Genomic DNA, 26,513 nt, shown 5'->3' with positions numbered 1-26,513 from the left:
AGTAACAATATGCCTGCAGTAACATATGAGCACATTAAAACTTGTAAGCAATCAGGTGCAAGACTCGGGATTGTGCATACACCTCATGGTTCATTTGAGACGCCAATGTTCATGCCTGTTGGAACTAAAGCAACCGTTAAGACAATGAGCCCTGAAGAGCTTAAACAAATGGAAGCAAAAATTATACTTAGTAATACCTATCATTTGTGGTTACAACCTGGAAGTGATATCATTTCTAAAGTGGGTGGATTACATAAGTTTATGAATTGGGATGGACCTATACTTACTGATTCTGGTGGTTTTCAAGTATTCAGCTTAAGTGATATGAGAAAAATCGAAGAAGAAGGTGTACATTTTAGACATCATTTAAATGGTTCTAAATTGTTCTTAAGTCCTGAAAAAGCGATGCATATTCAAAATGATCTTGGTTCAGATATTATGATGGCGTTTGATGAATGTCCTCCAATGCCATCTGAATATGAATATGTAAAAAATTCAATTGAGAGAACATCAAGATGGGCGGAAAGATGTCTAGAAGCTCATCGTCGCCCTGAAGATCAAGCTTTATTTGGTATTATCCAAGGTGGAGAATATAAGGATCTTAGAGAGCAAAGTGCTAAAGACCTCGTTTCACTTGATTTTCCTGGCTATGCAATTGGTGGTTTGTCTGTTGGTGAACCTAAACCTGTCATGTACAGAATGGTTGAACATACAACGCCATTAATGCCATTTAATAAACCAAGATATTTAATGGGAGTTGGTTCTCCAGACGCATTAATCGAATGTTCAATTAGGGGCATCGATATGTTTGATTGCGTATTACCTACACGTATAGCTAGAAATGGTACATGTATGACATCTCAAGGTAGAGTCGTTATAAAAAATGCTAAATATCAGCAAGATTTATCACCTCTTGATCCAGAGTGTGATTGTTATACATGCAGAAACTATACTAAAGCATATTTGCGTCATCTGATTAAAGCAGATGAAACATTTGGAATTCGTCTTACTACATATCATAATTTGTATTTCTTATTAAAACTTATGGAGAACATTCGCCAAGCAATAAGAGAAGATCGATTACTTGATTTCAAAGATGAATTTTTCGAGCAGTATGGACTAAATGTAGATAACCCCAAAAACTTTTAAAGGAGATTGAATATGGAAGTATTAGTACAATTATTACCTATTATCTTAATTTTTGCGCTTGTTTGGTTCTTAATGATCAGACCACAACAAAAGCGTGCTAAAGAACATCGTGAATTATTAAACCGTTTAGAAGTTGGTCAAAAAGTAACTTCAATCGGTGGTATCAAAGGTACAGTTAGAGCAGTTGATGAGTCTATCGTTGTTGTTTCTGTAAACGATAAAGGACACGAAATTACATTTGAAAAACCAGCTATCAAACAAGTAGACCCTTCATAAAATAGTTTACTTTTTTAGGAAATTGGTTTAATATTATGTATCATATTTGATGTTAAAAGACATGGTTATCCATGTCTTTTTTTCATTCATGAATGTTATGGCTATTCAACTATAGTTGATGTATGCTATAACATATATAGTGAATTAAATATATGTAAGAGGTGTTATCGTGAAAAAGCGGAGTAGAATTATAGCCTTTTTACTTCTTGCAGTGTTGGTTTTTAGTTTAATAGGATCAACAACAAAAGATATAACAAAGAATGTAAATTTAGGTCTAGACTTACAAGGTGGTTTTGAAGTATTATATCAAGTTAATCCTTTAGACAAAGGTGATAAGATTGATAATGATGCGGTTAAATCTACTGCAAAGACTTTAGAGTCACGTGTAAACGTATTAGGTGTTTCTGAGCCGAAAATTCAAGTTGAGGAAGGTAATCGTATTCGAGTTCAATTAGCTGGTATTAAAGACCAGAATGAAGCTCGTGAAGTACTTTCTACACAAGCGAATTTAACAATCAGAGATGCAAAGGATAGAGTTTTACTATCTGGTAAAGATTTAGTTCAAGGTGGCGCTAAGCAAGGCTTTAAAGACAATACAAACGAAGTAGCCGTTACACTTAAGCTTAAAGATGCCAAAAAGTTCAAAGAAGTAACTGAAAAAGTTTCTAAAATGAATCCTAATTTAATGGTCATTTGGATGGACTATGAAAAAGGAGACAGTTACGAGAAAGAAGCTAAAAAAGAACAAGAAGGTAAAGAACCAAAATATATTTCTGCAGCAACTGTAAGCCAACCAATCAATTCAGAAAATGTTGAAATCTCTGGTGGATTCAATGGTGAACAAGGTGTTAAAGAAGCAAAACAAATTGCAGACTTATTAAATTCAGGTTCACTACCTGTTAAATTAGATGAAGTTTATTCTACATCAGTAGGTGCGCAATTTGGTAAAGATGCATTAGATGAAACAGTACTTGCTTCTACAATAGGTGTAGGTATTATATTCTTATTCATGCTCATTTACTACCGATTACCTGGTGTTGTAGCTGTCATAACATTAAGTGCTTATGTTTACTTAACATTATTAGCATTTAACTTTATTTCAGGGGTATTAACATTGCCAGGACTTGCAGCCTTAGTATTAGGTGTAGGTATGGCCGTTGATGCTAACATCATCATGTACGAACGGATAAAAGATGAATTACGGATCGGAAGGACTTTACAACAAGCCTTCAAAAAAGGTTCAGGTTCTTCATTTATTACGATATTAGATGCTAACTTAACAACAATTTTAGCAGCGCTCGTATTATTCGTATTTGGTGAAAGTTCAGTAAAAGGTTTCGCAACAATGTTATTACTTGCGATTCTAATGAGTTTCGTAACGTCAGTATTCTTCACTAGAATATTATTAGGTTTATTAGTAAACTCAAATTACTTCAAGAAAAAATACAATTGGTTTGGTGTTTCTAAGAAAGATAGACATGATATTAGTGAAAGATTAGATGTTCATGATTTAAGAACAGTCTATGACAAAATAAATTTCGTAAAACTTGCTAAACCATTATTAACATTTAGTATTATTACAATTATCGTTGGTGCCATCATTGTATCGATCTTCAGATTGAATTTAGGTATTGATTTCACAAGTGGTACACGTGTTGACTTACAATCTGATCAAGCTATCAAGACTGAACAAGTTTCTAAACAGTTTAAAGATATGGGATTAGATCCGTCACAAGTTACAACAAGTGGAACTGGAAACAAAATGGCAACCGTACAATTTAAAGATGCATTAAACAAATCTGAAATACAAAAAGTTAAATCTGACTTTGGTAAATCATTGGGTCATGATCCAAACGTAAGTACGGTTTCACCAGTTGTTGGTCAAGAGTTAGCAGGAAATGCATTAAAAGCAATGCTTTATGCAGCAATAGGAATTGTATTATACGTATCCTTTAGATTTGAGTGGAGAATGGGTACTACTGCAGTACTTGCGTTACTACATGACGTATTTATGATTGTAGCAGTATTCAGTTTATTCAGACTCGAAGTGGATATTACATTCATTGCAGCAGTTCTAACAATTATTGGTTATTCAATCAATGACACGATCGTTACGTTTGACCGCGTAAGGGAAAATTTACGTAAAGTGAAAGTGATAACGAAACCAGAAACTGTTGATATGATCGTTAACTCATCTATTAGACAAACGATGACAAGATCAATCAATACCGTATTAACAGTTGTAATCGTAGTTGTCGCATTATTAATACTTGGATCATCAAGTATCTTCAACTTCTCATTAGCACTATTAATCGGTTTAGTATCCGGTGTGTTCTCATCAGTATTCGTCGCAGTACCTTTATGGGGTATCTTGAAAAAACGACAACTTAAAAAATCAGAAAATGGTAAATTAGTTGTATATACTGAGAAAAAATCAAACGATGAAAAAATATTAGTTTAATAAATCGTGTACCTGTCCTTATTAATAGGGCAGGTACTTTTTTGTTTTAGAATAAATGATAAAGGTTTAACTTGGTGATTGTGTTTACAAAAGTAGGAAGAATTGTAACTAAGGAGGGCCTATAGTAACAAAAGTCGGAGGAATTGTAACTAAGGAGGGCCATAGTAACAAAAGTCGTCTGAATTGTAACTAAGGGGGCCTATAGTAACAAAAGTCGGAGGAATTGTAACTAAGGAGGGCCATAGTAACAAAAGTCGTCTGAATTGTAACTATGGAACCCTATAATTACAAAATCCCGACAAAGTGCAACTAACAATCTCCTCTAGATACAAATCGACTCTTTGCTCATGTTTTATTTGTTTAGTAGAGAAAGTATGATATTTCATGTATAATGTTTTGAGTAGAAATGAGGAGATTTGATATGACTAAAGCTAGTTATCAATGGAAAAAATCAGAGCTCAATCAAAATATTGATCCGCAAATCATAAAAAAATATAAAATTTCGCCACTTTTAGAAAAAACTTTAATTTCAAAAGGCTATACGTCTGAAGAACAAATTGAAAGTTTATTATCTAATGAAGTGTTATTCCACGATCCGATGTTACTAAGTGATATGGAAAAGGCAACTTCGAGAATACATAAAGCTATTGAAAATGATGAAAGAATATTAGTATATGGTGATTATGATGCAGATGGTGTCACATCTACAACGATTCTCGTTAAGACTTTAGAGTCTATGGGCGCTACAGTAGGTTGGTATATTCCTAATAGGTTTACTGAAGGATATGGACCAAGTGAAGCGGCGTTTAGAAATGCACATGATGAAGGTGTTTCTCTTATCATTACAGTGGATAATGGTATTCAAGGTCATCATGAAATTGATATTGCCAATGAACTTGGTATTGATGTGATTGTGACAGACCATCATGAATTTGGCGAAACAAAGCCTAATGCATATGCGATTGTTCACCCTATGCACCCTGATTTTAATTATCCGTTTAAATATTTAGCTGGTGTAGGTGTTTCATATAAACTTTCTAAAGCACTTAAAGCAGATATACCAGATGCGTTCTTAGGTTTAGTTGCTATCGGTACGATTGCCGACTTAGTGAGCTTAACTGATGAAAATAGATATATGGTTAAACAAGGGTTACGCATATTAAATGAACAACCTTTACCAGGGATTAAAAGTTTATTATCCGTAGCTGATTTTACGGATGAAGTGAGTGAACAAACAGTTGGATTTATTATCGGACCTCGTTTAAACGCAGTTGGTAGATTAGATGATGCCAGATTAGCTGGAGAATTGCTTATGAGTGATGATGACGATGAAGCAATGTTCTTAGCTGAAGAAGTGGACCAATTTAATACAGAACGTAAAGCAATTGTTGAAAATATTACGAATGAAGCTATGGAGCTAGCTGAAATTGAAATGCAACAAAATGCCCAATTTCTAATACTTGCAAAAGAAGATTGGAATGAAGGTGTATTAGGTATTGTGGCTTCAAGAATAGTCGAGAAGTATCATTTACCAACAATTGTATTAAATGTCGATATTGAGCAAAACCATGCTAAAGGTTCAGCAAGAAGTATTGAACAAGTTTCAATGTTTGAATTTCTAACAAACCATAGCGACTTAATTCGTAAATTTGGTGGTCATCATATGGCGGCTGGTATGACATTAGATATTGACGCGATTGAACCATTGAAGAAAGCTTTGAATGCAGATATGCACAACATAACAGAAGGTAAAAAATTATTACCACAGTTAATCGTTGATGCAGAAATAGAAACTTCAGATATTACGGTTGATAACATATTTGATTTAGAAAGATTAAGACCTTTTGGTACTAATTTATTAGCACCTCTATTTTCAATTAGTAAAGTTCCGGTTAAATCTGTTAAAGGTATTGGTCAAGGTAATAAACACCTTAAATTAACTTTAACAGACAAAAATATTGCAGCATTACATTGGAATGCTGGACATCTCATTCATGATATTTCAAATGATACGACAATCAATGTTGCAGGTAGTTTAAATGTTAATGAATGGAATGGACATCAATCACCACAAATTATTCTTAAAGATTTAGCGTTGAGTAATGACCATGCTATTTTTGATTATAGAAGTAAAAATAAACATGACTTGTTAAAAATTGATCAAGAAAATGCATTATTTGTCATTAACCCATCATCAGAGAAAATAAATGAGCAATATATACATTATGGTGATACTTATCCAAATGAAGTCGAAACGTGTGTGTTAAGAGATTTACCACAAGATTTAGAATCATTCAAACAAACTTTATCTAATATTAAAGCCGAAAAATATTATCTTGTATTTAAAGGGCAAACCAATTCATACTTTGAAGGTATTCCAAGTGATGAAAAGTTCAAACAAGCTTATAAAGCCTTATATATGAATCAATCAACCAATATTCAAAATGATGGTATGAAATTATGTGAAGCATTAAAAATTAAACCTGATCAATTGAAATTCATTTTGAATTGCTTTTATGAGTTAAACTTTATTACAATGAATCGTGGTATAATTGAAATAAATAAAGATGCGGGAAAAAATGACATTGAAAACGCACCGTTATATCAAGCAAGAAAACAACAAATAGAAATAGAAAAGACATTGTTGTACAATGATAGCCAATCATTAATTAAGTGGATGCATTCATTGTTAAGTGATGTTGAGGAGGAAGTATAATGGATTTAAAACAATACGTTTCAGAAGTACAAGATTGGCCAAAACAAGGTGTTAACTTTAAAGATATTACGACAATTATGGATAATGGTGAAGCATACAAGTATGCTACTGACCAAATCGTACAATATGCTCAAGACAAACAAGTTGATGTTGTAGTTGGACCAGAAGCAAGAGGATTTATTATTGGTTGTCCTGTGTCATATGCAATGGGTATTGGTTTTGCACCAGTACGTAAAGAAGGGAAATTACCGCGTGAAGTGATTCGTTATGAATATGATCTTGAATATGGATCAAATGTGTTAACGATGCACAAAGATGCAATCAAACCTGGTCAACGTGTATTGATTACAGATGATTTATTAGCAACAGGTGGTACAATTGAAGCGGCAATTCACTTAGTAGAATCATTAGGTGGAATCGTAGTGGGTATCGCATTTTTAATTGAACTTAAATATTTAAACGGCATTGAAAAATTAAAAGGTTACGATGTTGTTTCGTTAATTTCATACGATGAATAAAATAGTCACTTTGTGGCTATTTTATTTTTAATTATTATAATTAACGGTGGCATATTACTATTGAAAATTGCTATAATAGTAATATTCAAGAGAATTTTATTTGATGAGGTGGTGTCCCTATGAATAAAGAATATCCATATAGTGCTGATGATGTTTTATATAAAGCTAAAAGTTACTTATCTGAAGATGCATATCGTTTAGTAGAAAAGAGTTATGATTTGGCTTTTAAAGCACATCAAGGACAAATTAGAAAAAATAATTTGCCATATATCATGCATCCTATTCAGGTAGCGGGTATTTTAACCGAAATGAAATTGGATGGTCCAACTATAGTTGCTGGATTCCTTCATGATGTAATTGAGGATACACCTTATACGTATGATGATTTGGTAGAAATGTTTAATGAAGAAGTAGCCATTATTGTAGATGGTGTTACGAAATTAAAAAAAGTTAAATATAAATCTAAAGAAACACAACAAGCTGAAAATCATAGAAAATTATTTATAGCAATTGCTAAAGATGTCCGAGTTATATTAGTTAAATTAGCAGATAGATTACATAATGTTCGTACTTTAAAAGCGATGCCTAAAGAAAAACAAAAACGTATTGCTAAAGAAACGTTAGAAATTTATGCACCACTTGCGCATAGATTAGGGATCAATACAATTAAGTGGGAACTTGAAGATATCTCATTAAGATATATTGATAGTGTTCAATATTTTAGAATTGTTAACTTGATGAAGAAGAAAAGAAGCGAACGAGAATCGTATATCGCAAATGCGATTAAAGATATAGAGTCTGAAATGGAAGTTATGAATATTTCTGGCGACATAAGTGGTAGACCTAAACATATCTATAGTATTTATAGAAAAATGGTCAAACAGAAAAAGCAATTCGAACAAATTTTCGACCTACTTGCAATAAGAGTAATCGTTCCTTCAATCAAAGATTGTTATGCTGTGCTAGGTCTTGTTCATACATTATGGAAACCAATGCCTGGTCGATTTAAAGACTATATCGCGATGCCTAAACAGAATATGTATCAATCGCTGCATACTACAGTCGTTGGTCCAAATGGAGATCCGTTAGAGATACAGATCAGAACTTTTGAAATGCATGAAATTGCAGAACATGGGGTGGCTGCACACTGGGCATATAAAGAAGGTAAGAATTTAAGCAATAAATCAGAAGAATATTTACAAAAAATGAGTTGGCTACAAGAAATAGCTGAAACTGACAATACTTCACCTGATGCAGAAGAATTTATGGAATCTTTAAAATATGACCTTCAAAGTGATAAAGTATACGTCTTTACACCTGAAAGTGATGTAGTTGAATTACCATATGGCGCAGTTCCAATTGATTTTGCTTACGCTGTCCACAGTGAAGTAGGTAATAAAATGATAGGTGCGAAAGTTAATGGTAAAATCGTTCCGATCGATTATAAGCTATCTACTGGTGATATTGTCGAGATTAGAACGAGTAAACATTCATATGGACCAAGTCGAGATTGGTTAAAAATCGTCCGATCTTCAAGTGCGAAAAGTAAAATCCGCAGTTTCTTCAAGAAACAAGACCGCTCTGCCAATATTGAAAAAGGTAAATTCATGATTGAAGCGGAAATTAAAGAGCATGGCTACAATGTAGATGAAGTATTAAATGCTGAAAACATTAAACTTGTTAACGAAAAATATAATTTTTCAAATGAAGATGACTTATATGCTGCAGTTGGTTTTGGTGGTATAACTGCTCTTCAAGCTGTTAATAGACTAACAGAAAAGCTTAGACTTGAACGTAAGAAACAATCGCTTAACCAAGTGCAAGAAGTTAATAAATCCATTCCAATTAAACAAGATATTAGAACAGATACTGGTGTCTATGTTGAAGGTTTAGATAACATGCTTATTAAACTTTCTAAATGTTGTAATCCAATACCTGGTGATGAAATCATTGGGTATATTACAAAAGGTCATGGCGTTAAAGTTCATCGTAAAGATTGTCCAAACATCGTTAACGAAAACGAACGATTAATCGATGTTGAATGGGTTAAAAATACAAATGAACAAAAAAATTATCAAGTAGACTTAGAAATTACAGGTTACGACAGAAATGGATTATTAAATGAAGTACTTCAAGTTGTGAATGCCATTAAAGTACAATTAGTAAAAGTTTCAGGTAAAGCTGATATAGATAAAAATGCTGTTATTAACATTAGTGTAATGGTTAAAAATGTGAATGACGTATATAGAATTGTTGATCGAATTAAACAATTAGGCGATATTTATACAGTAAGTCGTGTATGGAATTAAGAGGTGAATTTTTTTGAAAGTTGTTCTACAAAAAGTAAGCCAAGCTAAAGTAACATCTGAAAATACGCAAAATGAAATTAAGCAAGGATTCTTATTATTAGTCGGTGTTGGACAAGAATCGACATATGCAGATGCAGATGTTATCGCTAAGAAAATAGCAAAGACAAGAATTTTTGAAGATCAAGAAGGTAAAATGAATTTAGATATACACCAAGTCGGTGGTGAAATCTTGTCGATATCACAATTTACAATATATGCTTCAGTAAAAAAAGGTAATAGACCTGGATTTACAAATGCTAAAAGTCCAGATGAAGCATTAAAGATATATGAATATTTTAATGAACAGTTAGCTTCTTATAACATTAACGTGAAAACAGGAGAGTTTGGCGCACATATGGATGTGTCATTAATCAATGATGGACCAATTACGATTATATTCGAAAGTAAGGATGGTAACATTCAATGAACCGAATTAATTTATGGTTTAAAAAGAGGAGAATAAAGCCTGTTCCTGTCATCAGTGTTGCCATTTTACTGATTGTTTTGTTAATCATTATTATTTATTTATTGCTTCCTAAAGAGGACGAACCTAAAACATTATCTATGAAAGAAGATGGTGAGTTAAGAACTGGACCTGCCGCTTATTATCCAATTATTTTCGATGTAAAAAAAGGAGATAGTTTTGATATAACAGATAGAGAAGGAAAATGGTTCGAAGTTAAAAATGATCAAAATGAAAAAGGCTGGATTGCTGGTTGGCATACAAATCTTGATATTAAAGAAGATGTTAATCCAGTATTAAAACCATTAAAAGGAAAAGTGATTATTTTAGACCCTGGTCATGGTGGAAGTGACCAAGGTGCATCGAGTTCAAAACATAAAGATGTAACCGAAAAAGTCATTACATTAAAAACTGCAAAAGAACTTAAAGAAATGCTTGAAGCTGAAGGCGCTAAAGTGAAAATGACGAGAACAAAAGATGAATATGTTAAATTAAAAGATAGACAAGGTGATGGAGATGTCTTTATTAGTATCCATAATGATGCATTAGATTCATCAGCACCACATGGTTTAACAGTTTATTACCATCATGATTCTCAAAAAGAATTTGCAGATACGTTACAAACTTCAATCAATCAAAAATCCATACTATCTGATAGAGGTGTACGAAACGAAAACTTCCAAGTGATTCGTCAAACTAAAATGCCTGCTGTATTGTTAGAGTTAGGTTATATTAGTAATCCTACAGATGAAGATTTAATTGTTGATAGAAAATATAGACACATTGTAGAAACAGGTATTGTTGACGGTTTGAAAGTTTACTTTTCAAATTAGATATTGACTACTACAGATTATGGGTTTAATATTAATATAAATTATGAAATAGATTATATACCGTTTATTCTTGAATAGTATGCCGATATAGTAGGAGACAGAGAGTATAACATTTGCTGAAAGTTATATGAATACTGCGTATACTTTTGAACACAAGAAGAGGGAATCTTACGAAAATAAGATCGGTTAACATCCGTTATAATGTTGTTAAGTGAGTATTTAATGAATCATTAAATACTAATTAGGGTGGCAACACGGATTATTCGTCCCTTGTATGTATATGCATACAAGGGGCTTTTTATATTTTAAAGGAGGAAATATTATGATTAATATACCACGCGGTACACAAGATTTATTACCAAAAGACACTTATAAATGGCAATACATTGAGAACAAATTACATGAGTTAATGAAAATATATAATTATAAAGAAATTAGAACACCAATATTTGAAAGTACTGAACTTTTTAGTAGAGGTGTCGGTGATTCAACAGATGTTGTACAAAAAGAAATGTACACATTTAAAGATAAAGGTGATAGAAGCATTACATTAAGACCTGAAGGCACTGCAGGTGTTGTTAGAAGTTACATCGAAAACAAAATGCAAGGTGAACCTAATCAACCAGTTAAGCTTTATTACAATGGTCCAATGTTCCGATATGAAAGAAAACAAAAAGGGCGTTATCGTCAATTTGTTCAATTCGGGGTAGAAGCTATAGGATCAGAAAATCCTGCTATTGATGTTGAAATTATTTCAATGCTCGTACACATATACAAATCTTTCGGATTGAAAGACTTAAAATTAGTCATCAATAGTATTGGTGATGCAGAATCAAGAGCTGATTACACGAAAGCATTACAAGCACACTTTGAACCAGTAATTGATACTTTCTGTAGCGATTGTCAAAGTCGATTACACACAAATCCAATGCGTATATTGGACTGTAAAGTAGACAGAGATAAAGAAGCAGTTAAAAATGCGCCTAAAATTACGGAATACTTAAATGACTATTCTAAACAATATTTCGAAGAGGTAAAAAGCTTATTAGACGAACTTGGTATCGAGTATGAAATAGATACGAATTTAGTACGTGGGTTAGATTATTATACACACACAGCATTTGAAGTAATGAGTAATGCTGAAGGATTTGGTGCTATTACAACTTTATGTGGTGGCGGTAGATATAACGGCTTACTAGAATTACTTGATGGTCCTAAAGAAACAGGTATTGGTTTTGCATTGAGTATTGAACGTTTGTTACTAGCGCTAGAAGCTGAAGGTATTGAAATTGAAGAAGAAGATACTATCGACTTATTTATTGCAACAATGGGTGAAGAAGCGGATAGAATGTCAGTTCAATTAATCAATCAATTAAGAATGGCTGGTATTAGTTGTGATAAAGACTATTTACAACGTAAATTAAAAGGTCAAATGAAACAAGCCGATAGATTAAATGCGAAATATACGATTGTATTAGGTGAGAATGAATTAGAAAAACAAGAAGTGGAAGTTAAAAATATGGAAACTGGTGAAAAGACACTTGTTTCATTATCAGAATTAGAGAATTATTTAAAGGTGGAATCATAATGGAAAAAAGAACAACATATGCTGGTAAAATAACTGAAGAATATATTGGTCAAACCGTTACTTTAAATGGTTGGGTACAAAAAAGACGTGACTTAGGCGGTTTAATATTTATTGATTTACGTGACCGCGAAGGCGTTGTACAAATTGTCTTTAACCCAGACTTCTCTCAAGAAGCTTTAAGTGTTGCTGAGAAAATCCGTTCTGAATATGTTATTCAAGTTAAAGGTTTAGTAACTAAAAGAGACGAGAAATCAATTAATGACAAAATCAAGACGGGTAAAGTTGAAGTTCAAGTTTCTGAAATTACAATTTTAAATGAATCTGAAACACCTCCATTTTCTATAACAGATATGAATGATATTGATGAAAATGTAAGGTTAAAATATCGTTATATAGACTTAAGAAGAGAAAGTTTAGCTCAAACATTCAAAATGAGACATCAAATTACACGTGCAGTAAGAAATTACTTAGATGAAGGTGAGTTTTACGAAGTAGAAACACCTGTATTAACTAAATCTACGCCAGAAGGTGCAAGAGACTATTTAGTACCATCTCGTGTACATGATGGAGAGTTCTATGCTTTACCTCAATCTCCACAAATATTTAAACAATTATTAATGATTGGTGGATTTGATAAATACTATCAAATCGTTAAATGTTTTAGAGACGAAGATTTAAGAGCGGATAGACAACCTGAATTTACGCAAATCGATATCGAGATGAGCTTTGTAGATCAAGAAGACGTTATCAAAATGAATGAAGGTCTTATGAAACGTATCATGAAAGATGTAAAAGGTATTGATATTACAACGCCATTCCCACGTATGACATACGCTGAAGCGATGGAAAGATATGGAATTGACAAGCCAGATACAAGATTTGGTATGGAACTGATTAACTTATCAGAACTTGCTTCAAAAATGGACTTTAAAGTGTTTAAATCTGCAGTTGAAAATGGTGGAGAAGTTAAAGCAATCGTCGTTGAAGATGGTGCAGCAGACTACTCTAGAAAAGATATCGACCAATTACAATCATTTGCAAGTATTTATGGAGCTAAAGGTTTAGCTTGGGTTAAAGTAACAGAAGAAGGCTTAAACGGTCCAATTAGCAAATTCTTTGATGAAGATATTACTGCTGAATTATTAAAACGAACTGAAGCTAAAGCAGGAGACTTAGTATTATTCGTAGCAGACAAAAAAGATGTCGTAGCAGCAAGTTTAGCGCAGTTAAGAAATAAACTTGGTAAAGATCGTGGTTTAATTGATCCAAATAAATATAATTTCTTATGGGTAACTGATTGGCCATTATTTGAATACGATGAAGAATCAGAACGTTATGTTGCAGCGCACCATCCATTTACTGCACCTAAAAAAGAGCATGAAGAAATGCTTGAAACTGATCCAACAAATGTTGAAGCGAATGCATACGATATCGTTTTAAATGGCTTTGAATTAGGTGGAGGATCTATTAGAATTCATAAATCAGAACTACAAGAAAAAATGTTTAAAGCACTTGGATTCACTGAAGAACAAGCACAAGAACAATTTGGATTCTTAATTGAAGCGTTCAAATATGGTGCACCACCACATGGCGGAATTGCTTTAGGTTTAGATAGATTAGTTATGTTATTGTCAGGAAGAACAAACTTAAGAGATACAATTGCATTCCCTAAAACAGCAAGTGCTTCTTGTCTATTAACAGATGCGCCAAGTGAAGTATCTAACAGTCAGTTACATGAATTACATTTGCAACTTGATTTAGATGAAAAATAATTAAAAGTATAAATACTTGTTATTTAGAAGAATTATGATAAAATAAATTTATAAGGTAGTCATCTGAAGTGTTCGTAATAAGCTTTTTATATTTTGACCTAACACTTTTGATCAAGGGAGCCTAATTGGTTTTCTTAATAGCGCATACGCCTCGTAAGGAGGACATGCAAAATAAGAAACAGGGCACCCACCTGTATATAGCAGGCCAAAATGATCTAGCACTTAATATTACGGCACAATTGGATTCTATCGGTACGCAAGACTTTATGTCTTGCGTATTTTTGTGTAAAGGAGTAAATAATGATGAAGCATCAATTTTCAAGAAATGAATTAGCGATTGGTAAAGAAGGCTTAGATTTATTAAAAAGTAAAACAGTAGTTGTCCTTGGCGTAGGCGGTGTAGGTTCATTTGCTGCTGAAGCATTAGCGAGAACTAATATTGGTCATATCATATTAATAGATAAAGATGATGTAGATATCACAAATGTAAATAGACAATTACATGCATTAACAACAACAATTGGTCAATCAAAAGTAGATTTAATGGAAGAGCGTATTAAATTAATTAATCCTGATTGTAAAGTCACTTCATTGCACATGTTCTATACTGAAGAAACATACGAAGCTTTATTTAATGAATACGACATTGATTATTTTGTAGATGCTAGTGATACAATCATGTATAAAGTTCATCTTATGAAAGAGTGTTTGGAAAGAGGTATTAACGTTATCTCAAGTATGGGTGCTGCAAACAAAACAGACCCTACTAAATTTGAAATAGCTGATATTTCTAAAACACATACAGATCCTATGGCGAAAATTATACGTCTAAAATTAAGAAAAATGGGCATTCATAAAGGTATTAATGTTGTATTTAGTGATGAAAGTCCAATTATGATAAGAGAAGATGTAAAAGAAGTTGTAGGCGATAAAAACGCAAAAGTTAGAAAGGCGCAAATGCCACCATCATCTAATGCTTTTGTACCAAGCGTTGTTGGTTTAATTTGTGCGAGCTATGTTGTGAATGATATTTTGAAAGATATCCCAGTAAAAAGAATCAAAGATAAATAGCTAGCAGCTTTGATAATAAAAAATGAGACTGGATACGTCCAGCCTCATTTTTTTAAGTTGCGATATATTTCTGCTAATTTTTGTTCAGATTTAGATGTGAGCTTCGGTTGATAATATTGTTTGCCTTTTAAAGTATCAGGTAAATATTGTTGTTCTACATATCCATTTTCATAATTATGTGGGTATTTATAACCAATTGCATTGCCTAATTCTTTTGCACCTTGATAGTGTCCATCTTTCAAATGTTTCGGAACTAACCCAGCTTTACCTTTTCTGATGTCTGATAGAGCTTCATCAATAGATACAATAGCTGAATTAGATTTAGGTGATAAGCATAGCTCGATGACTGCTTGGCTTAATGGTATACGTGCTTCTGGAAAGCCGAGACGTTCACTCGCTTCAATAGCTGATAATGTTCTAGCTGCAGCACCTGGAGAAGCTAAACCGATATCTTCATAGCTAATTACAAGAAGGCGTCTTGCAATAGTTGGTAAATCTCCCGCTTCAATTAATCTAGCTAAATAATGTAGCGCTGCGTCGACATCACTTCCTCTAATAGATTTTTGGAATGCACTCATAACATCATAATGTTGATCGCCATCTTTATCGTGTTGGAAAGCGTTCTTTTGAATACAAACTTTCGCATCTTCAATCGTGACATGACGTTTGTCATCTTGAACATCAGCACTTAGTACAGCAAGTTCGAGTGCATTTAAAGCGCTTCTCACATCGCCGTAACTTGCTTTTGCGAAATATTCTAAAGCATCTTTGTCTACAACAGGAGCGTATGATGCTAATCCATTTTCTTCATCTTCAATTGCTCTGTTTAAAGCAATGATGATATCATCTTCATTAAGAGGATATAGTTCAAATATTTGCGTTCTGCTTCGTATAGCTGGGTTGATAGCATGGTATGGGTTTGACGTCGTTGCGCCAATAAGAACGATTTTGCCAGATTCTAAATGCGGTAATAAGAAATCTTGTTTTGCTTTATCTAGACGATGAATTTCGTCTAGTAAAAGTATAACTTGTCCAGACATTTTGGCTTCTTCAACGACAAGGTGCATATCTTTTTTAGTGTTAGTGACAGCGTTAAGTTGTCTAAATTTATATTGAGTACTCCCGGCAATAGCTTGGGCGATACTCGTTTTTCCAATTCCCGGAGGTCCATAAAAAATCATAGAAGTTAACTTTTTAGTGTTAACCATTCTCCTAATAATGGCTTTTGGACCGACTAAATGTTCTTGGCTTATCACATCGTCAATCGTTTGGGGACGCATTCTATAAGCTAATGGTTCGTTTTTCATTTGGAATCAACCTTTCTAATTACTCAAAGTGTACAAAAAATGATAAAATGAATTAATAATATTTTTTTAGAAAATAAGAGGTGTAGTACATGAAAATTTCTACTAAAGGACGATATGGCTTAACACTTATGATATCGTTGACTAAGCGTTATGGTCAAGGATGTACATCTTTAAAGTCAATCGCTGAAGAAAACAATTTAAGTGATTTATATTTAGAACAATTAGTAGGACCGCTACGTAATGCTGGTCTTATTAAAAGTGTAAGAGGTGCCAAAGGGGGCTATCAATTACAAAAAGCACCATCAGAAATTACAGCTGGTGATGTGATTAGATTGTTAGAGGGGCCAATTACACCTGTTGAAGGTATAGAAGACGAGCCACCTGCACAACAACAATTGTGGATTCGTATTAGAGACGCTGTAAAAGCAGTTCTAGATAATACAACACTAGAATACTTAGCAAATTATACAAATGAAGATGAACTTGAAGGATATATGTTCTATATCTAGTTCTCAAATTAAATAGGATAGCAATCTTCAAGTCGAATATTGGAGATTGCTATCTTATTTTTTATTTCTTAACTGTATCGAATTCATGCCTAACTGCACAAAATATTTCGTTATTTTAACAGTTAAGCATGAATATGTGTTATGTAGTGTAATATTCCCCTTTGATATTACTTTCATATTAAGATAGTTGTACACTACAACAAAGGGGAGAGTATATGAAAAATTTAAAACGATACATATTAAGTGTAGTAGCAGTTTTATTATTAAGTTTCATTTCATTACCGTTTGAAGTTAACGCAAAGACAGATGGTCCGTCATCTAGAGTTATATTACCGAAAAATGATCGTACACAAATTACGAATACAACGTCTGCACATTATCAATCGATTGCATTCGCTGATATCGGAGGTACATCAATTGCATCAGGTGTAGTTGTCGGTAAAAATACCGTTCTTACAAATAAACATGTAGTAGATGCTACGAATGGTGATGCTTCTGTACTAAAATTCTCACCAGCAGCAAATGGCGATGGGAATTTCCCAGCTGGTACATTTACAGCAACTGATTATAAAGTAGCGCCAGGCGGTGAAGATTTAGCAGTCGTTACAGTCGGTAAAAATAGTAAAGGTCAATCTATTGGTGACGCTGTTCAAGCAGCGACAATCGCAGATACATCTTCAGTTAAAAAAGGTGATAACATCACAGTAACAGGTTATCCAGGAGATAAACCTATTGCAACATTATGGGAAAGTAAAGGTAATATATTATCTGCTTCAGGTAGTGACGTATCTTACGACTTAAGTACTTATGGTGGTAATTCAGGTTCACCAATCTTTAATGCAAATAACCAAGTTATTGGTTTACATTATGGTGGCGTACCAGATAGCCATAATAGTGGCGTGTTATTTAACAGCAACGTTCAACTATTTATACAAAGTAATTTAAAATAAAAAACGATCATAAAGTGATGACTCATCACTTTATGATCGTTTTTTATGCTTCCCCGTATACATCATCTACAATTTTCTTGAATGATTCATATGATTGGTATTGTTTATCTAAATCATAAATATAGCTCACTGCCATAATTTCATCTACATTGTATTTGTTTTGGAAATCTATCAATTGTTGTTTTACAGTTTCTTCACTACCAATGAAAGATGTGTTTGTTTTAGACTGCGCCATATATTTTTCTTGTGGTGACCAAATGTTTTCAAGTTGATCAGTAGGGGGTTGTAATGGCATGCGCGCATTTCTTACAATACTTAAGAACATTAAGTGCATAGTTGAAGATAAATAAGTCGCTTCTTCATCTGTTTCGCCGACAATGACATTTAAACAAACGGTCATGTATGGCTCATCTAAATATTCTGATGGCTCAAATAAGTCTCTATATATTTCGATTGCTTGAGCCATTTGATCTGGTGCAAAGTGTGCTGCAAAGACGTATGGTAAACCTAATCGAGCAGCTAAATGTGCAGAGTCCGTTGAAGATCCTAACACATATATCGGTATATTTGTATCTACACCTGGATATGGTCTTACATATGATTGTTGTTCTTCAGGACCAAAATATTGTAGTAATTGTTTAATATCGTCACCAAATGTATATACACCTTTATGTGAATCTCTTCTTAGTGCAGAAGCGGTCATCATATCGGTACCTGGTGCTCGTCCTAAGCCAAGATTTAATCGATTAGGAAACATTGTAGCCATTGTTCCAAATTGCTCAGCAACAATAAGAGGCGCATGGTTTGGTAACATGATACCGCCTGAACCTACTTGAATAGACTCTGTATGTTCAAGTGTATGTTGAATGAGTAAAGCAGTTGCAGAACTTACTAAATTTGGTGCATTATGATGTTCTGCAATCCAGTAACGTTCGTAGCCTAATTTTTCTACATTTTGAGCAAGTGATACCATATTCTTAATAGCATCTTGTTCCGTTTCACCTTTTCTAAGTGGAACTAGATTTAATGCAGAAACTGGGAATTTTGATTTCATTTTGTGACGCTCCTTACATAATTATATATTGGAAGTATATCAACTGTATTTATGTTGTACTATTTAATTGCTCAACAACATTTGACTAATATGTAACTAAAAGTTATAATTAATGCAAATTTACAGAGAGGTGGCATCAACAATAGGCATGGATATCCAATAATTTTTTGCGCTAATAGTAAATATCGTAAAAAAACCATTGTATTACGCAATGATGAATGGATAAGTATGTCTATAATATGATGTTGCCGTTACAAACTGAGAATAGTGTAATGGTGCGTCTTCATGTGTAATACATGGGTATAGGAGGCTACATTATGCTATTTTTATTTGAAGAAAAAGCATTAGAAGTTGAACATAAAGTATTAATACCCGAGTTGACTTTTTCAATAGAGGACCATGAACATTTAGCAATCGTTGGTGTTAATGGTGTTGGAAAGTCTACATTATTAAAAGTGATTCACCAAGATCAAACAGTTGATTCAGCGATGATGGAACAAGATTTAACACCTTATAATGATTGGACAGTTATGGATTATATAATTGAATCTTACCCAGAAATCGCCAAGGTTAGATCGCAACTTAATCATACAGATATGATTAATAAATATATTGAGTTAGATGGATACCTTATAGAAGGAGAAATCGTAACAGAAGCAAAAAAGCTCGGCATAAAAGAGGAACAACTAGAACAGAAAATTTCTACTTTAAGTGGTGGAGAACAGACAAAAGTTTCATTTTTAAAAGTAAAAATGTCTAAGGCATCGTTATTATTAATCGATGAGCCAACAAATCATATGGATTTAGAAATGAAGGAATGGTTGACGAAAGCTTTTAAACAAGAACAACGTGCTATATTATTTGTATCTCATGACAGAACATTCTTAAATGAAACACCAGATGCTATATTAGAATTGAGTCCTGATGGTGCTAAGAAATATATCGGTAAATACGATAAATACAAACAACAAAAAGATATAGAGCATGAAACATTAAAGCTACAATATGAAAAGCAACAAAAAGAACAAGCGGCTATTGAAGAAACGATCAAAAAATATAAAGCGTGGTATCAAAAAGCAGAACAAAGTGCTTCTGTGAGAAACCCGTATCAACAAAAACAATTAAGTAAGTTAGCGAAACGATTCAAATCAAAAGAACAACAATTAAATCGTAAACTTGATCAAGAGCACATCGCTAATCCAAATAAAAAAGAGAAAAATTTTTCAATACAACATCATGATTTTAAATCACATTATTTAGTTCAATTTAACCATGTGTCGTTTGCATATGATAATAGGAAGATATTCGAAGATGTATCATTCTATATTAAGCGAAATCAAAATGTGATTATAGAAGGCAGAAATGGAACAGGAAAATCAACTTTAATCAAATTGATACTCGGTGAACTCGAGCCGACTAAAGGTGATATAACTGTTCATCCAGAATTAGAAATTGGATATTTCTCTCAAGATTTTGAAAACTTAAATATGCATCATAATGTCTTAGATGAAATATTAGAAATTCCTGAGATGAAAGAAGCAGATGCTAGAACCATTTTAGCAAGCTTTTATTTTGATAAAGATAGAATAAATGATGTCGTTGAAACATTGTCGATGGGTGAAAAGTGTAGGTTACAATTTGTGAAATTATATTTTTCAAATCCTCATATTATGATTTTAGATGAGCCGACAAACTATTTTGATATTGGCATGCAAGAAAAAATCATCCAATTAATACAATCATTTCAAGGATCGGTCCTTATTGTATCTCATGATGATTATTTTAAATCACAAATTAAAGACCAAATATGGACGATCAAAAATCATCAAATGACGCATGAAAATGTTCAAGTTAAAGATCCAATTAATACAGAATCTATGAAACATCAATTAAAAGAATTAGAACAATATACAGAAGAAAGAAATCGTGAAACAGAGTTCTAGTCTTTTCATAAAAATGGTGCTAGAATAGGTACATTGAAAACTAAGAAAGGACGTCCAACATGAAAGTATATGCAGATTATGCAGCAACTACTCCAGTTAAGCCCGTTGTAACTGAAAAAATAACAGAAATATTATCTGAACACTTTGGAAACCCGTCATCTATTCATTCAATAGGGAGAGACGGCAGAAAGTATTTAGATCATTCAAGACGAGAGATTGCTACATTATTAGGTGCAAAGCCTCAAGAAGTTATTTTTACAAGTGGGGCAACAGAGTCTAATAATACAGCAATAAAAGGTATAGCACGAAAACGAAAACATATAGGTCAACATATTATAACGAGTAGAATAGAGCATCATTCTGTACTGCATGTCTTTGAAGAACTTGAACGTGAAGGTTTCGATGTTTCGTATATAGATGTAAATTCAGAAGGTATTGTCGATATTGATGCTTTGAGACAAGCAATCAGACCTGACACGACATTGGTGTCAATTATGTTAGTGAATAATGAAGTCGGCACAGTTCAACCTATGTATGATATTGCAGAAGTCATAGAGAATACGGATATCGTATTTCATGTTGATGCAGTTCAAGCTATCGGTCATATGCCAATAGAATTCGATGAAATGCCAGTTGATATGTTAAGCATAACTGCGCATAAATTTGGCGGTCCAAAAGGAATAGGTGCATTGTTGGTTAAACAAGGTGTCCAGTTCGAAACGTTTATTCAAGGTGGCGAACAAGAAGTAAAGCGAAGAGCGGGTACAGAGAATGTTCCATATATTTGTGGTATGGCAACAGCACTGAAAGACGCTTATGAACACATGAATGAAAGTAATATTCATTTAATGAACTTGAAAGAAAAGCTCATTGTAGGTTTACAACAACGTGCAATTCCGTTTGAATTGAATGGTAGTATGACAGATACGACTGGTCATATTACAAATTTATATTTCCCATTTATTGAAGTTGAAACGATGTTAACGTTACTAGATATGGCAAATATATATGTTTCAAGTGGATCTGCATGTACAGCCGGTTCAACATTACCATCTCACGTTCTAGAAGCGATGTTCGGTGAAGATAATAGAGTGAAGCAATCTGTAAGATTTAGTTTCAGCTCATTAACGACTGAAGAAGAAATTAATTATATCGTAAGTACGATAATGAAAATATATCAACAATTTAAGGAGGAAGAAAATGAATAATCAATCTACCCGCGTTGTCGTTGGGATGAGCGGGGGCGTAGATAGCTCGGTAACTGCACATATATTAAAAGAACAAGGTTATGATGTAGTTGGAATTTTTATGAAAAATTGGGATGACACAGACGAAAATGGTGTATGTACAGCTACTGAAGACTATAATGATGTCATCGAAGTATGTAACCAATTAGATATACCTTATTATGCAGTTAACTTTGAACAAGAATATTGGGATAAAGTATTTACGTATTTCTTAGACGAATATAAAAAAGGTAGAACACCTAACCCAGATGTAATGTGTAATAAAGAAATTAAATTTAAAGCATTTTTAAATCATGCACTTAAACTAGGTGCGGACTATGTTGCTACAGGTCATTACGCACGTGTTAATCGTGATGGTGATAAAGTTGAAATGCTACGTGGTGTTGATAACAACAAAGACCAAACTTATTTCTTAAATCAACTTACAAAAGATCAATTATCTAAAGTGATGTTCCCAATTGGTGAATTAGAAAAAAGTGAAGTAAGAAAAATTGCCGAAGAACAAAACTTAGCAACTGCTAAAAAGAAAGACTCTACTGGTATCTGTTTTATTGGTGAGAAAAACTTTAAAACATTCTTATCTCAATATTTACCTGCTCAAAACGGTAAAATGCAAACATTAGACGGTGTTGACATGGGTGAACATAGTGGCTTAATGTATTACACTATTGGCCAAAGACACGGTCTTGGTATTGGCGGAGACGGAGATCCTTGGTTTGTAGTCGGTAAAAATTTAAAAGAAAACATCCTATATGTTGAACAAGGTTTCCACCACGAAGCATTATATAGTGACTATTTAATCGCTTCTGATATTTCATTTGTGAATGATCTTGATTTTTCACAACCGGTTAAATGTTCAGCAAAATTCAGATATAGACAAAAAGATACACAAGTAACTGTAGAAAAAATTTCTGACAATCAAATTAAAGTGATATTTGACGAACCAGTGCGTGCAATTACACCTGGTCAAGCTGTCGTATTATATGACGGTGATGTTTGTTTAGGTGGCGCAACAATCGATGAAGTATATAAAACAGAAAAGCAATTAGATTATATGGTATAAAATATATAGACTGAGATAAATTTATGTCTCAGTCTATTTTTATTTTTGTTATAATAGCAAGTAATGATATTTAAAGGAGTCACAACATGCATAGTGAAGAACAAATTGTTAAATTAATTCAAAATAAAAAATTCGACGAAGCATTGTCGCATTTATTTGAAAATATAGAAGAAGATCCAAAAGAAGTAACCAATTATATCAACGCAGGGACAATATTAGCAGAAGCAAATGATATTGAAAGAGCTGAGAAATTCTTCCAAAAAGCCATTACTGTAAACGAAAGTCATGGTGGTGCTTATTATAGTCTTGCAAATTTATACTACAACCAACAGCGCTTTGAAGAAGCGATTAAATTATATCAACATGCGATTAAAAGAGGGCTTAATGATGCAGATACTAATTTTATGTTAGGAATGAGTTTCAACGAATTAGGTGCACATACTGAAGCTATACCGTATGTAATGAGAGCTCATGAGCTAAATGAAGATGATGTAGAAATTGGATTCCAATACGGATTAACATTATGCCAATTAGAAATGTTCGATGAGGCCATTGTACAACTAGAAAAAGTATTAGAAAAAGATTCTAAACATGTAGACGCATTATACAATTTAGGATTGGCTAAATATATGAAAAATGAAAATGCTGAAGAAGCACTTGTTTATTTTAGAAAAGCGGTCGACATTCAACCAGATCATTTATTAAGTGGTCATGCTATCAACATGTTTGAACAATTATTAGAAGAGGAGGACTAACATTGGAAAACTTATCTTTATTTGATCTTTCACATGTAAAAGGTGAAGTTATTAGAATTCTTTTTCAAAACAGTGATAACTATTATACCGTTATTAAAGTCGATGTGATGGATTCAAATGAAGATTTTGATCAAGAAGTCACAATTGTTGGTTACTTACCTCAAATAGTTGAAGGAGAAACGTACCTTTTCAAAGGTAAAGTAACAAACCATCCAAAATACGGTAAACAACTACAAGCTGAAACATTTGAAAAAGAATTGCCACAAACAAAACAAGGTGTTATTCATTACTTATCGAGTGATTTATTTAAAGGTATTGGTAAGAAAACAGCAGAAACAATCGTGGACAAACTTGGTGAAGATGCACTTCAGAAAATTATAGATGACCCGGATGTCCTTAAAGAAATACCTAAACTCAATAAGCAAAAAAGAGACACGATTGCAGAATCCATACGTGAAAATCAAGCCATTGAACGCATTATGATAAAACTTAATGAACTTGGATTCGGACCGAAACTCGCGATGGCAATTTATCAATTTTATAAAGATGAAACACTTAATATTATTAAGCAATCTCCTTATCGTTTAGTGATGGATATAAATGGTATAGGTTTTCAAAGAGCTGACCAAATAGCTGAACAAGTTGGGATATCTAAAGATCATCATGATCGACTTGTAGCAGGTGTGAGTTACTTTTTAGACCAGCAATCATTACAGAATGGTCACACATTTTTACCTGTTGATATTTTGGTCAACGGGGCGTATGAATTGTTAAATCATAATCAACCTGAAGTTGTAAATAAAGATCAAATAAATGGTGTCATTATCGAAATGAGTGAAGAAAATAAACTTATTATCGAAAATGATAATTGTTTTTTACCTTCACTTTATTATTCAGAAGCAAAAAGTGTGCAAATTATTCATAGACTTTATCAACATCAAGATGAACTTAAAGAAATTGAGAAAAGTGATCTTCAATTACACATTGGTCAAATTGAAGATATGAATGATGTTTCATATGCAGATGGACAAAAATTAGCGTTAGAAACAGCTATTAATCATAAAATGATGCTTTTAACAGGTGGACCTGGAACAGGTAAGACGACCGTTATTCGAGGCATTTGTGAGTTGTATTCTGAAATACATGGTGTGAGTTTGAATTATGATGATTATCAAGAAGGAACAGACTTTCCAATTGTATTAGCAGCACCGACTGGACGTGCAGCAAAGCGTTTAAGTGAATCAACTGGACTAGAAGCGATGACAATTCATAGATTAATTGGATGGAGTAAAGATACGCAACCGGATGATGTGTTAGATAATGACATACATGCTCATTTAATCATTCTAGATGAAATGTCTATGGTAGATACATGGTTAATGTACCAATTTTTAAGAGCAGTTCCTGATTATGCCCAAATCATATTTGTAGGGGATGAAGATCAATTACCATCTGTTGGTCCAGGTCAGATTTTTAAAGATTTGATTGATTCTAAAGTTATACCGAGAGTGAACTTAACAGAAGTATATAGACAACAAGAAGGATCATCTATCATAGATTTAGCGCATAAAATAAAAAATGGATTGCCTGTTTCTATTAATGAAAAACATCACGACCGCTCATTTATTCCGTGCAGTAGTAATCAAATTGCGACAGTTGTAGAAAAGGTCGTTCAAGGTGCTGTTAATAAAGGATATAATATGCAAGATATTCAAGTGCTAGCTCCAATATACCGAGGACCAGCTGGTATTAATAAATTAAATGAATTATTGCAAGATATATTAAATCCGAAAGATGAAGATACAAGATTCCTTCAATATGGTGATATTGAATATCGAGAAAATGATAAAGTACTACAACTTATTAATCGTCCAGATGATAATGTATTTAATGGTGATATTGGTGTAGTAACAGGTGTTTACAAAGCAGAAGAAAATGCACTTGGCAAAGATGTCGTCATTGTAGATTATGAAGGGAATGACATAACATACACTAAACAAGATTTATCAGAAATTACACATGCTTATTGTTGTTCAATTCATAAATCACAAGGGTCAGAATTCCCGATAGTCATCATGCCTATTGTCAGACAATACTTTAGAATGTTACAAAAGAACATTCTATATACTGGACTTACACGTGCGAAACAGTCGCTTGTTGTGTGCGGTGAAGAACAAGCCTTTAACCAAGGTATTCAAACGCTAGGTCATGAGAGAATGACATCGTTTGATACGAAATTAAAAATGTATTTCGATACTGATGTTGAAGAAGATACGGAGTCTGAAACAGAATCTATTCAAACGAAACATATTATTTTAACTGAAGATAATATGTTTGAAATCGATCCGATGATTAATATGAATGATAAAACACCATATGATTTTATGAAATAATTGACATCTAAAAATCGAGTGATTATAATCAAATAGAATACAAAAAAGAAACCGAGTAAATAATTGATTGTTTAAGAGACATGTTGGTTGGTGAGAA

Annotated in this window: 20 protein-coding genes, 1 other RNA gene and 1 other annotated feature (1 of these 22 cut by a window edge); of the genes, 19 read left to right on the top strand and 2 right to left on the bottom strand. The window is 33.0% G+C overall.

The features are described from left to right. Nucleotides 1-9: 9 nt before the first annotated feature. From tgt to LQ673_RS06915, 12 genes are all read left to right on the top strand, one after another. Nucleotides 10-1,149, top strand: a complete 1,140-nt coding sequence (tgt, locus tag LQ673_RS06970; protein WP_025904260.1) for a tRNA guanosine(34) transglycosylase Tgt — start codon at nt 10-12, stop codon at nt 1,147-1,149. Nucleotides 1,150-1,161: 12 nt separating this feature from the next. Beyond that, complete coding sequence (gene yajC, locus LQ673_RS06965) at nt 1,162-1,425, top strand: preprotein translocase subunit YajC (RefSeq protein WP_025904259.1); 264 nt, start codon at nt 1,162-1,164, stop codon at nt 1,423-1,425. 169 nt (nt 1,426-1,594) lie between these two features. Beyond that, nucleotides 1,595-3,886 carry a protein translocase subunit SecDF gene (gene secDF, locus LQ673_RS06960; protein ID WP_191835650.1) on the top strand — a complete coding sequence of 764 codons (2,292 nt, stop codon included), beginning with the start codon at nt 1,595-1,597 and terminating at the stop codon, nt 3,884-3,886. Between the two features lie 421 nt (nt 3,887-4,307). Continuing rightward, nucleotides 4,308-6,602: a single-stranded-DNA-specific exonuclease RecJ gene (recJ, locus tag LQ673_RS06955; protein ID WP_191835649.1), complete on the top strand. Its 2,295-nt coding sequence runs from the start codon at nt 4,308-4,310 to the stop codon at nt 6,600-6,602. Then, a complete protein-coding gene (locus LQ673_RS06950; RefSeq protein ID WP_025904256.1) occupies nt 6,602-7,120 on the top strand; it encodes an adenine phosphoribosyltransferase in 519 nt (172 codons plus the stop codon). The genes recJ and LQ673_RS06950 overlap by 1 nt, the downstream gene beginning before the upstream one ends. 119 nt (nt 7,121-7,239) lie before the next feature. Then, nucleotides 7,240-9,429 carry a RelA/SpoT family protein gene (locus tag LQ673_RS06945; protein ID WP_191835648.1) on the top strand — a complete coding sequence of 730 codons (2,190 nt, stop codon included), beginning with the start codon at nt 7,240-7,242 and terminating at the stop codon, nt 9,427-9,429. A gap of 13 nt (nt 9,430-9,442) precedes the next feature. Then, nucleotides 9,443-9,895 (top strand): D-aminoacyl-tRNA deacylase, encoded by a 453-nt coding sequence (gene dtd, locus LQ673_RS06940; protein WP_025904254.1) that lies wholly within the window; start codon nt 9,443-9,445, stop codon nt 9,893-9,895. Continuing rightward, the gene (locus LQ673_RS06935) at nt 9,892-10,764 is read left to right on the top strand and encodes an N-acetylmuramoyl-L-alanine amidase family protein (protein WP_191835647.1); all 873 of its coding nucleotides are present in this window, start codon (nt 9,892-9,894) and stop codon (nt 10,762-10,764) included. The genes dtd and LQ673_RS06935 overlap by 4 nt, the downstream gene beginning before the upstream one ends. 322 nt (nt 10,765-11,086) lie before the next feature. Beyond that, a complete protein-coding gene (hisS, locus tag LQ673_RS06930; RefSeq protein ID WP_126477547.1) occupies nt 11,087-12,352 on the top strand; it encodes a histidine--tRNA ligase in 1,266 nt (421 codons plus the stop codon). Next, nucleotides 12,352-14,124, top strand: a complete 1,773-nt coding sequence (gene aspS / locus LQ673_RS06925; RefSeq protein ID WP_191835646.1) for an aspartate--tRNA ligase — start codon at nt 12,352-12,354, stop codon at nt 14,122-14,124. The genes hisS and aspS overlap by 1 nt, the downstream gene beginning before the upstream one ends. 57 nt (nt 14,125-14,181) lie before the next feature. Further along, nucleotides 14,182-14,374, top strand: a non-coding RNA gene (gene ssrS, locus LQ673_RS06920) — 6S RNA. A gap of 53 nt (nt 14,375-14,427) precedes the next feature. Continuing rightward, nucleotides 14,428-15,195 carry a tRNA threonylcarbamoyladenosine dehydratase gene (locus tag LQ673_RS06915; protein ID WP_025904250.1) on the top strand — a complete coding sequence of 256 codons (768 nt, stop codon included), beginning with the start codon at nt 14,428-14,430 and terminating at the stop codon, nt 15,193-15,195. A gap of 44 nt (nt 15,196-15,239) precedes the next feature. Here LQ673_RS06915 and LQ673_RS06910 read toward each other — a convergent pair whose 3' ends face one another. After that, a complete protein-coding gene (locus LQ673_RS06910) occupies nt 15,240-16,502 on the bottom strand; it encodes a replication-associated recombination protein A (RefSeq protein WP_191835645.1) in 1,263 nt (420 codons plus the stop codon). An 89-nt stretch (nt 16,503-16,591) separates the two neighbouring features. On the opposite strand from LQ673_RS06910, the gene cymR reads away from it, so the two are divergent. Continuing rightward, nucleotides 16,592-17,011, top strand: coding sequence for a cysteine metabolism transcriptional regulator CymR (cymR, locus tag LQ673_RS06905; protein WP_239745024.1), 420 nt, complete (start codon nt 16,592-16,594; stop codon nt 17,009-17,011). 215 nt (nt 17,012-17,226) lie between these two features. Next, nucleotides 17,227-17,961: a trypsin-like serine peptidase gene (locus LQ673_RS06900; protein ID WP_191835644.1), complete on the top strand. Its 735-nt coding sequence runs from the start codon at nt 17,227-17,229 to the stop codon at nt 17,959-17,961. A gap of 43 nt (nt 17,962-18,004) precedes the next feature. Here LQ673_RS06900 and LQ673_RS06895 read toward each other — a convergent pair whose 3' ends face one another. After that, a complete protein-coding gene (locus LQ673_RS06895) occupies nt 18,005-19,015 on the bottom strand; it encodes an LLM class flavin-dependent oxidoreductase (protein WP_025904246.1) in 1,011 nt (336 codons plus the stop codon). A gap of 317 nt (nt 19,016-19,332) precedes the next feature. Between LQ673_RS06895 and sal(A) the strand changes: the two genes are divergently transcribed. The 5 genes from sal(A) to recD2 all read left to right on the top strand — a co-directional run bounded on the left by sal(A) (nt 19,333) and on the right by recD2 (nt 26,416). Next, nucleotides 19,333-20,958 carry an ABC-F type ribosomal protection protein Sal(A) gene (gene sal(A), locus LQ673_RS06890; protein WP_191835643.1) on the top strand — a complete coding sequence of 542 codons (1,626 nt, stop codon included), beginning with the start codon at nt 19,333-19,335 and terminating at the stop codon, nt 20,956-20,958. A gap of 59 nt (nt 20,959-21,017) precedes the next feature. Continuing rightward, nucleotides 21,018-22,166 (top strand): cysteine desulfurase family protein, encoded by a 1,149-nt coding sequence (locus LQ673_RS06885; protein ID WP_191835642.1) that lies wholly within the window; start codon nt 21,018-21,020, stop codon nt 22,164-22,166. Next, a complete protein-coding gene (mnmA, locus tag LQ673_RS06880) occupies nt 22,159-23,268 on the top strand; it encodes a tRNA 2-thiouridine(34) synthase MnmA (protein WP_103360766.1) in 1,110 nt (369 codons plus the stop codon). The genes LQ673_RS06885 and mnmA overlap by 8 nt, the downstream gene beginning before the upstream one ends. Nucleotides 23,269-23,354: 86 nt before the next feature. Then, a complete protein-coding gene (locus LQ673_RS06875) occupies nt 23,355-24,023 on the top strand; it encodes a tetratricopeptide repeat protein (protein WP_191835641.1) in 669 nt (222 codons plus the stop codon). Nucleotides 24,024-24,025: 2 nt separating this feature from the next. After that, entirely contained in the window at nt 24,026-26,416 is a 2,391-nt protein-coding gene (gene recD2, locus LQ673_RS06870; RefSeq protein WP_191835640.1) for an SF1B family DNA helicase RecD2, read from the top strand. A gap of 39 nt (nt 26,417-26,455) precedes the next feature. Then, nucleotides 26,456-26,513 (top strand) — a binding site (T-box leader) (it continues 108 nt past the right edge of the window).

The organism is Mammaliicoccus sp. O-M54 (assembly GCF_022386035.1).
GTDB classification, from domain to species: domain Bacteria; phylum Bacillota; class Bacilli; order Staphylococcales; family Staphylococcaceae; genus Mammaliicoccus; species Mammaliicoccus sciuri_A.
Note: the sequence above shows the minus strand (reverse complement) of the source record. Positions and strands in the feature narration are given on the sequence as shown.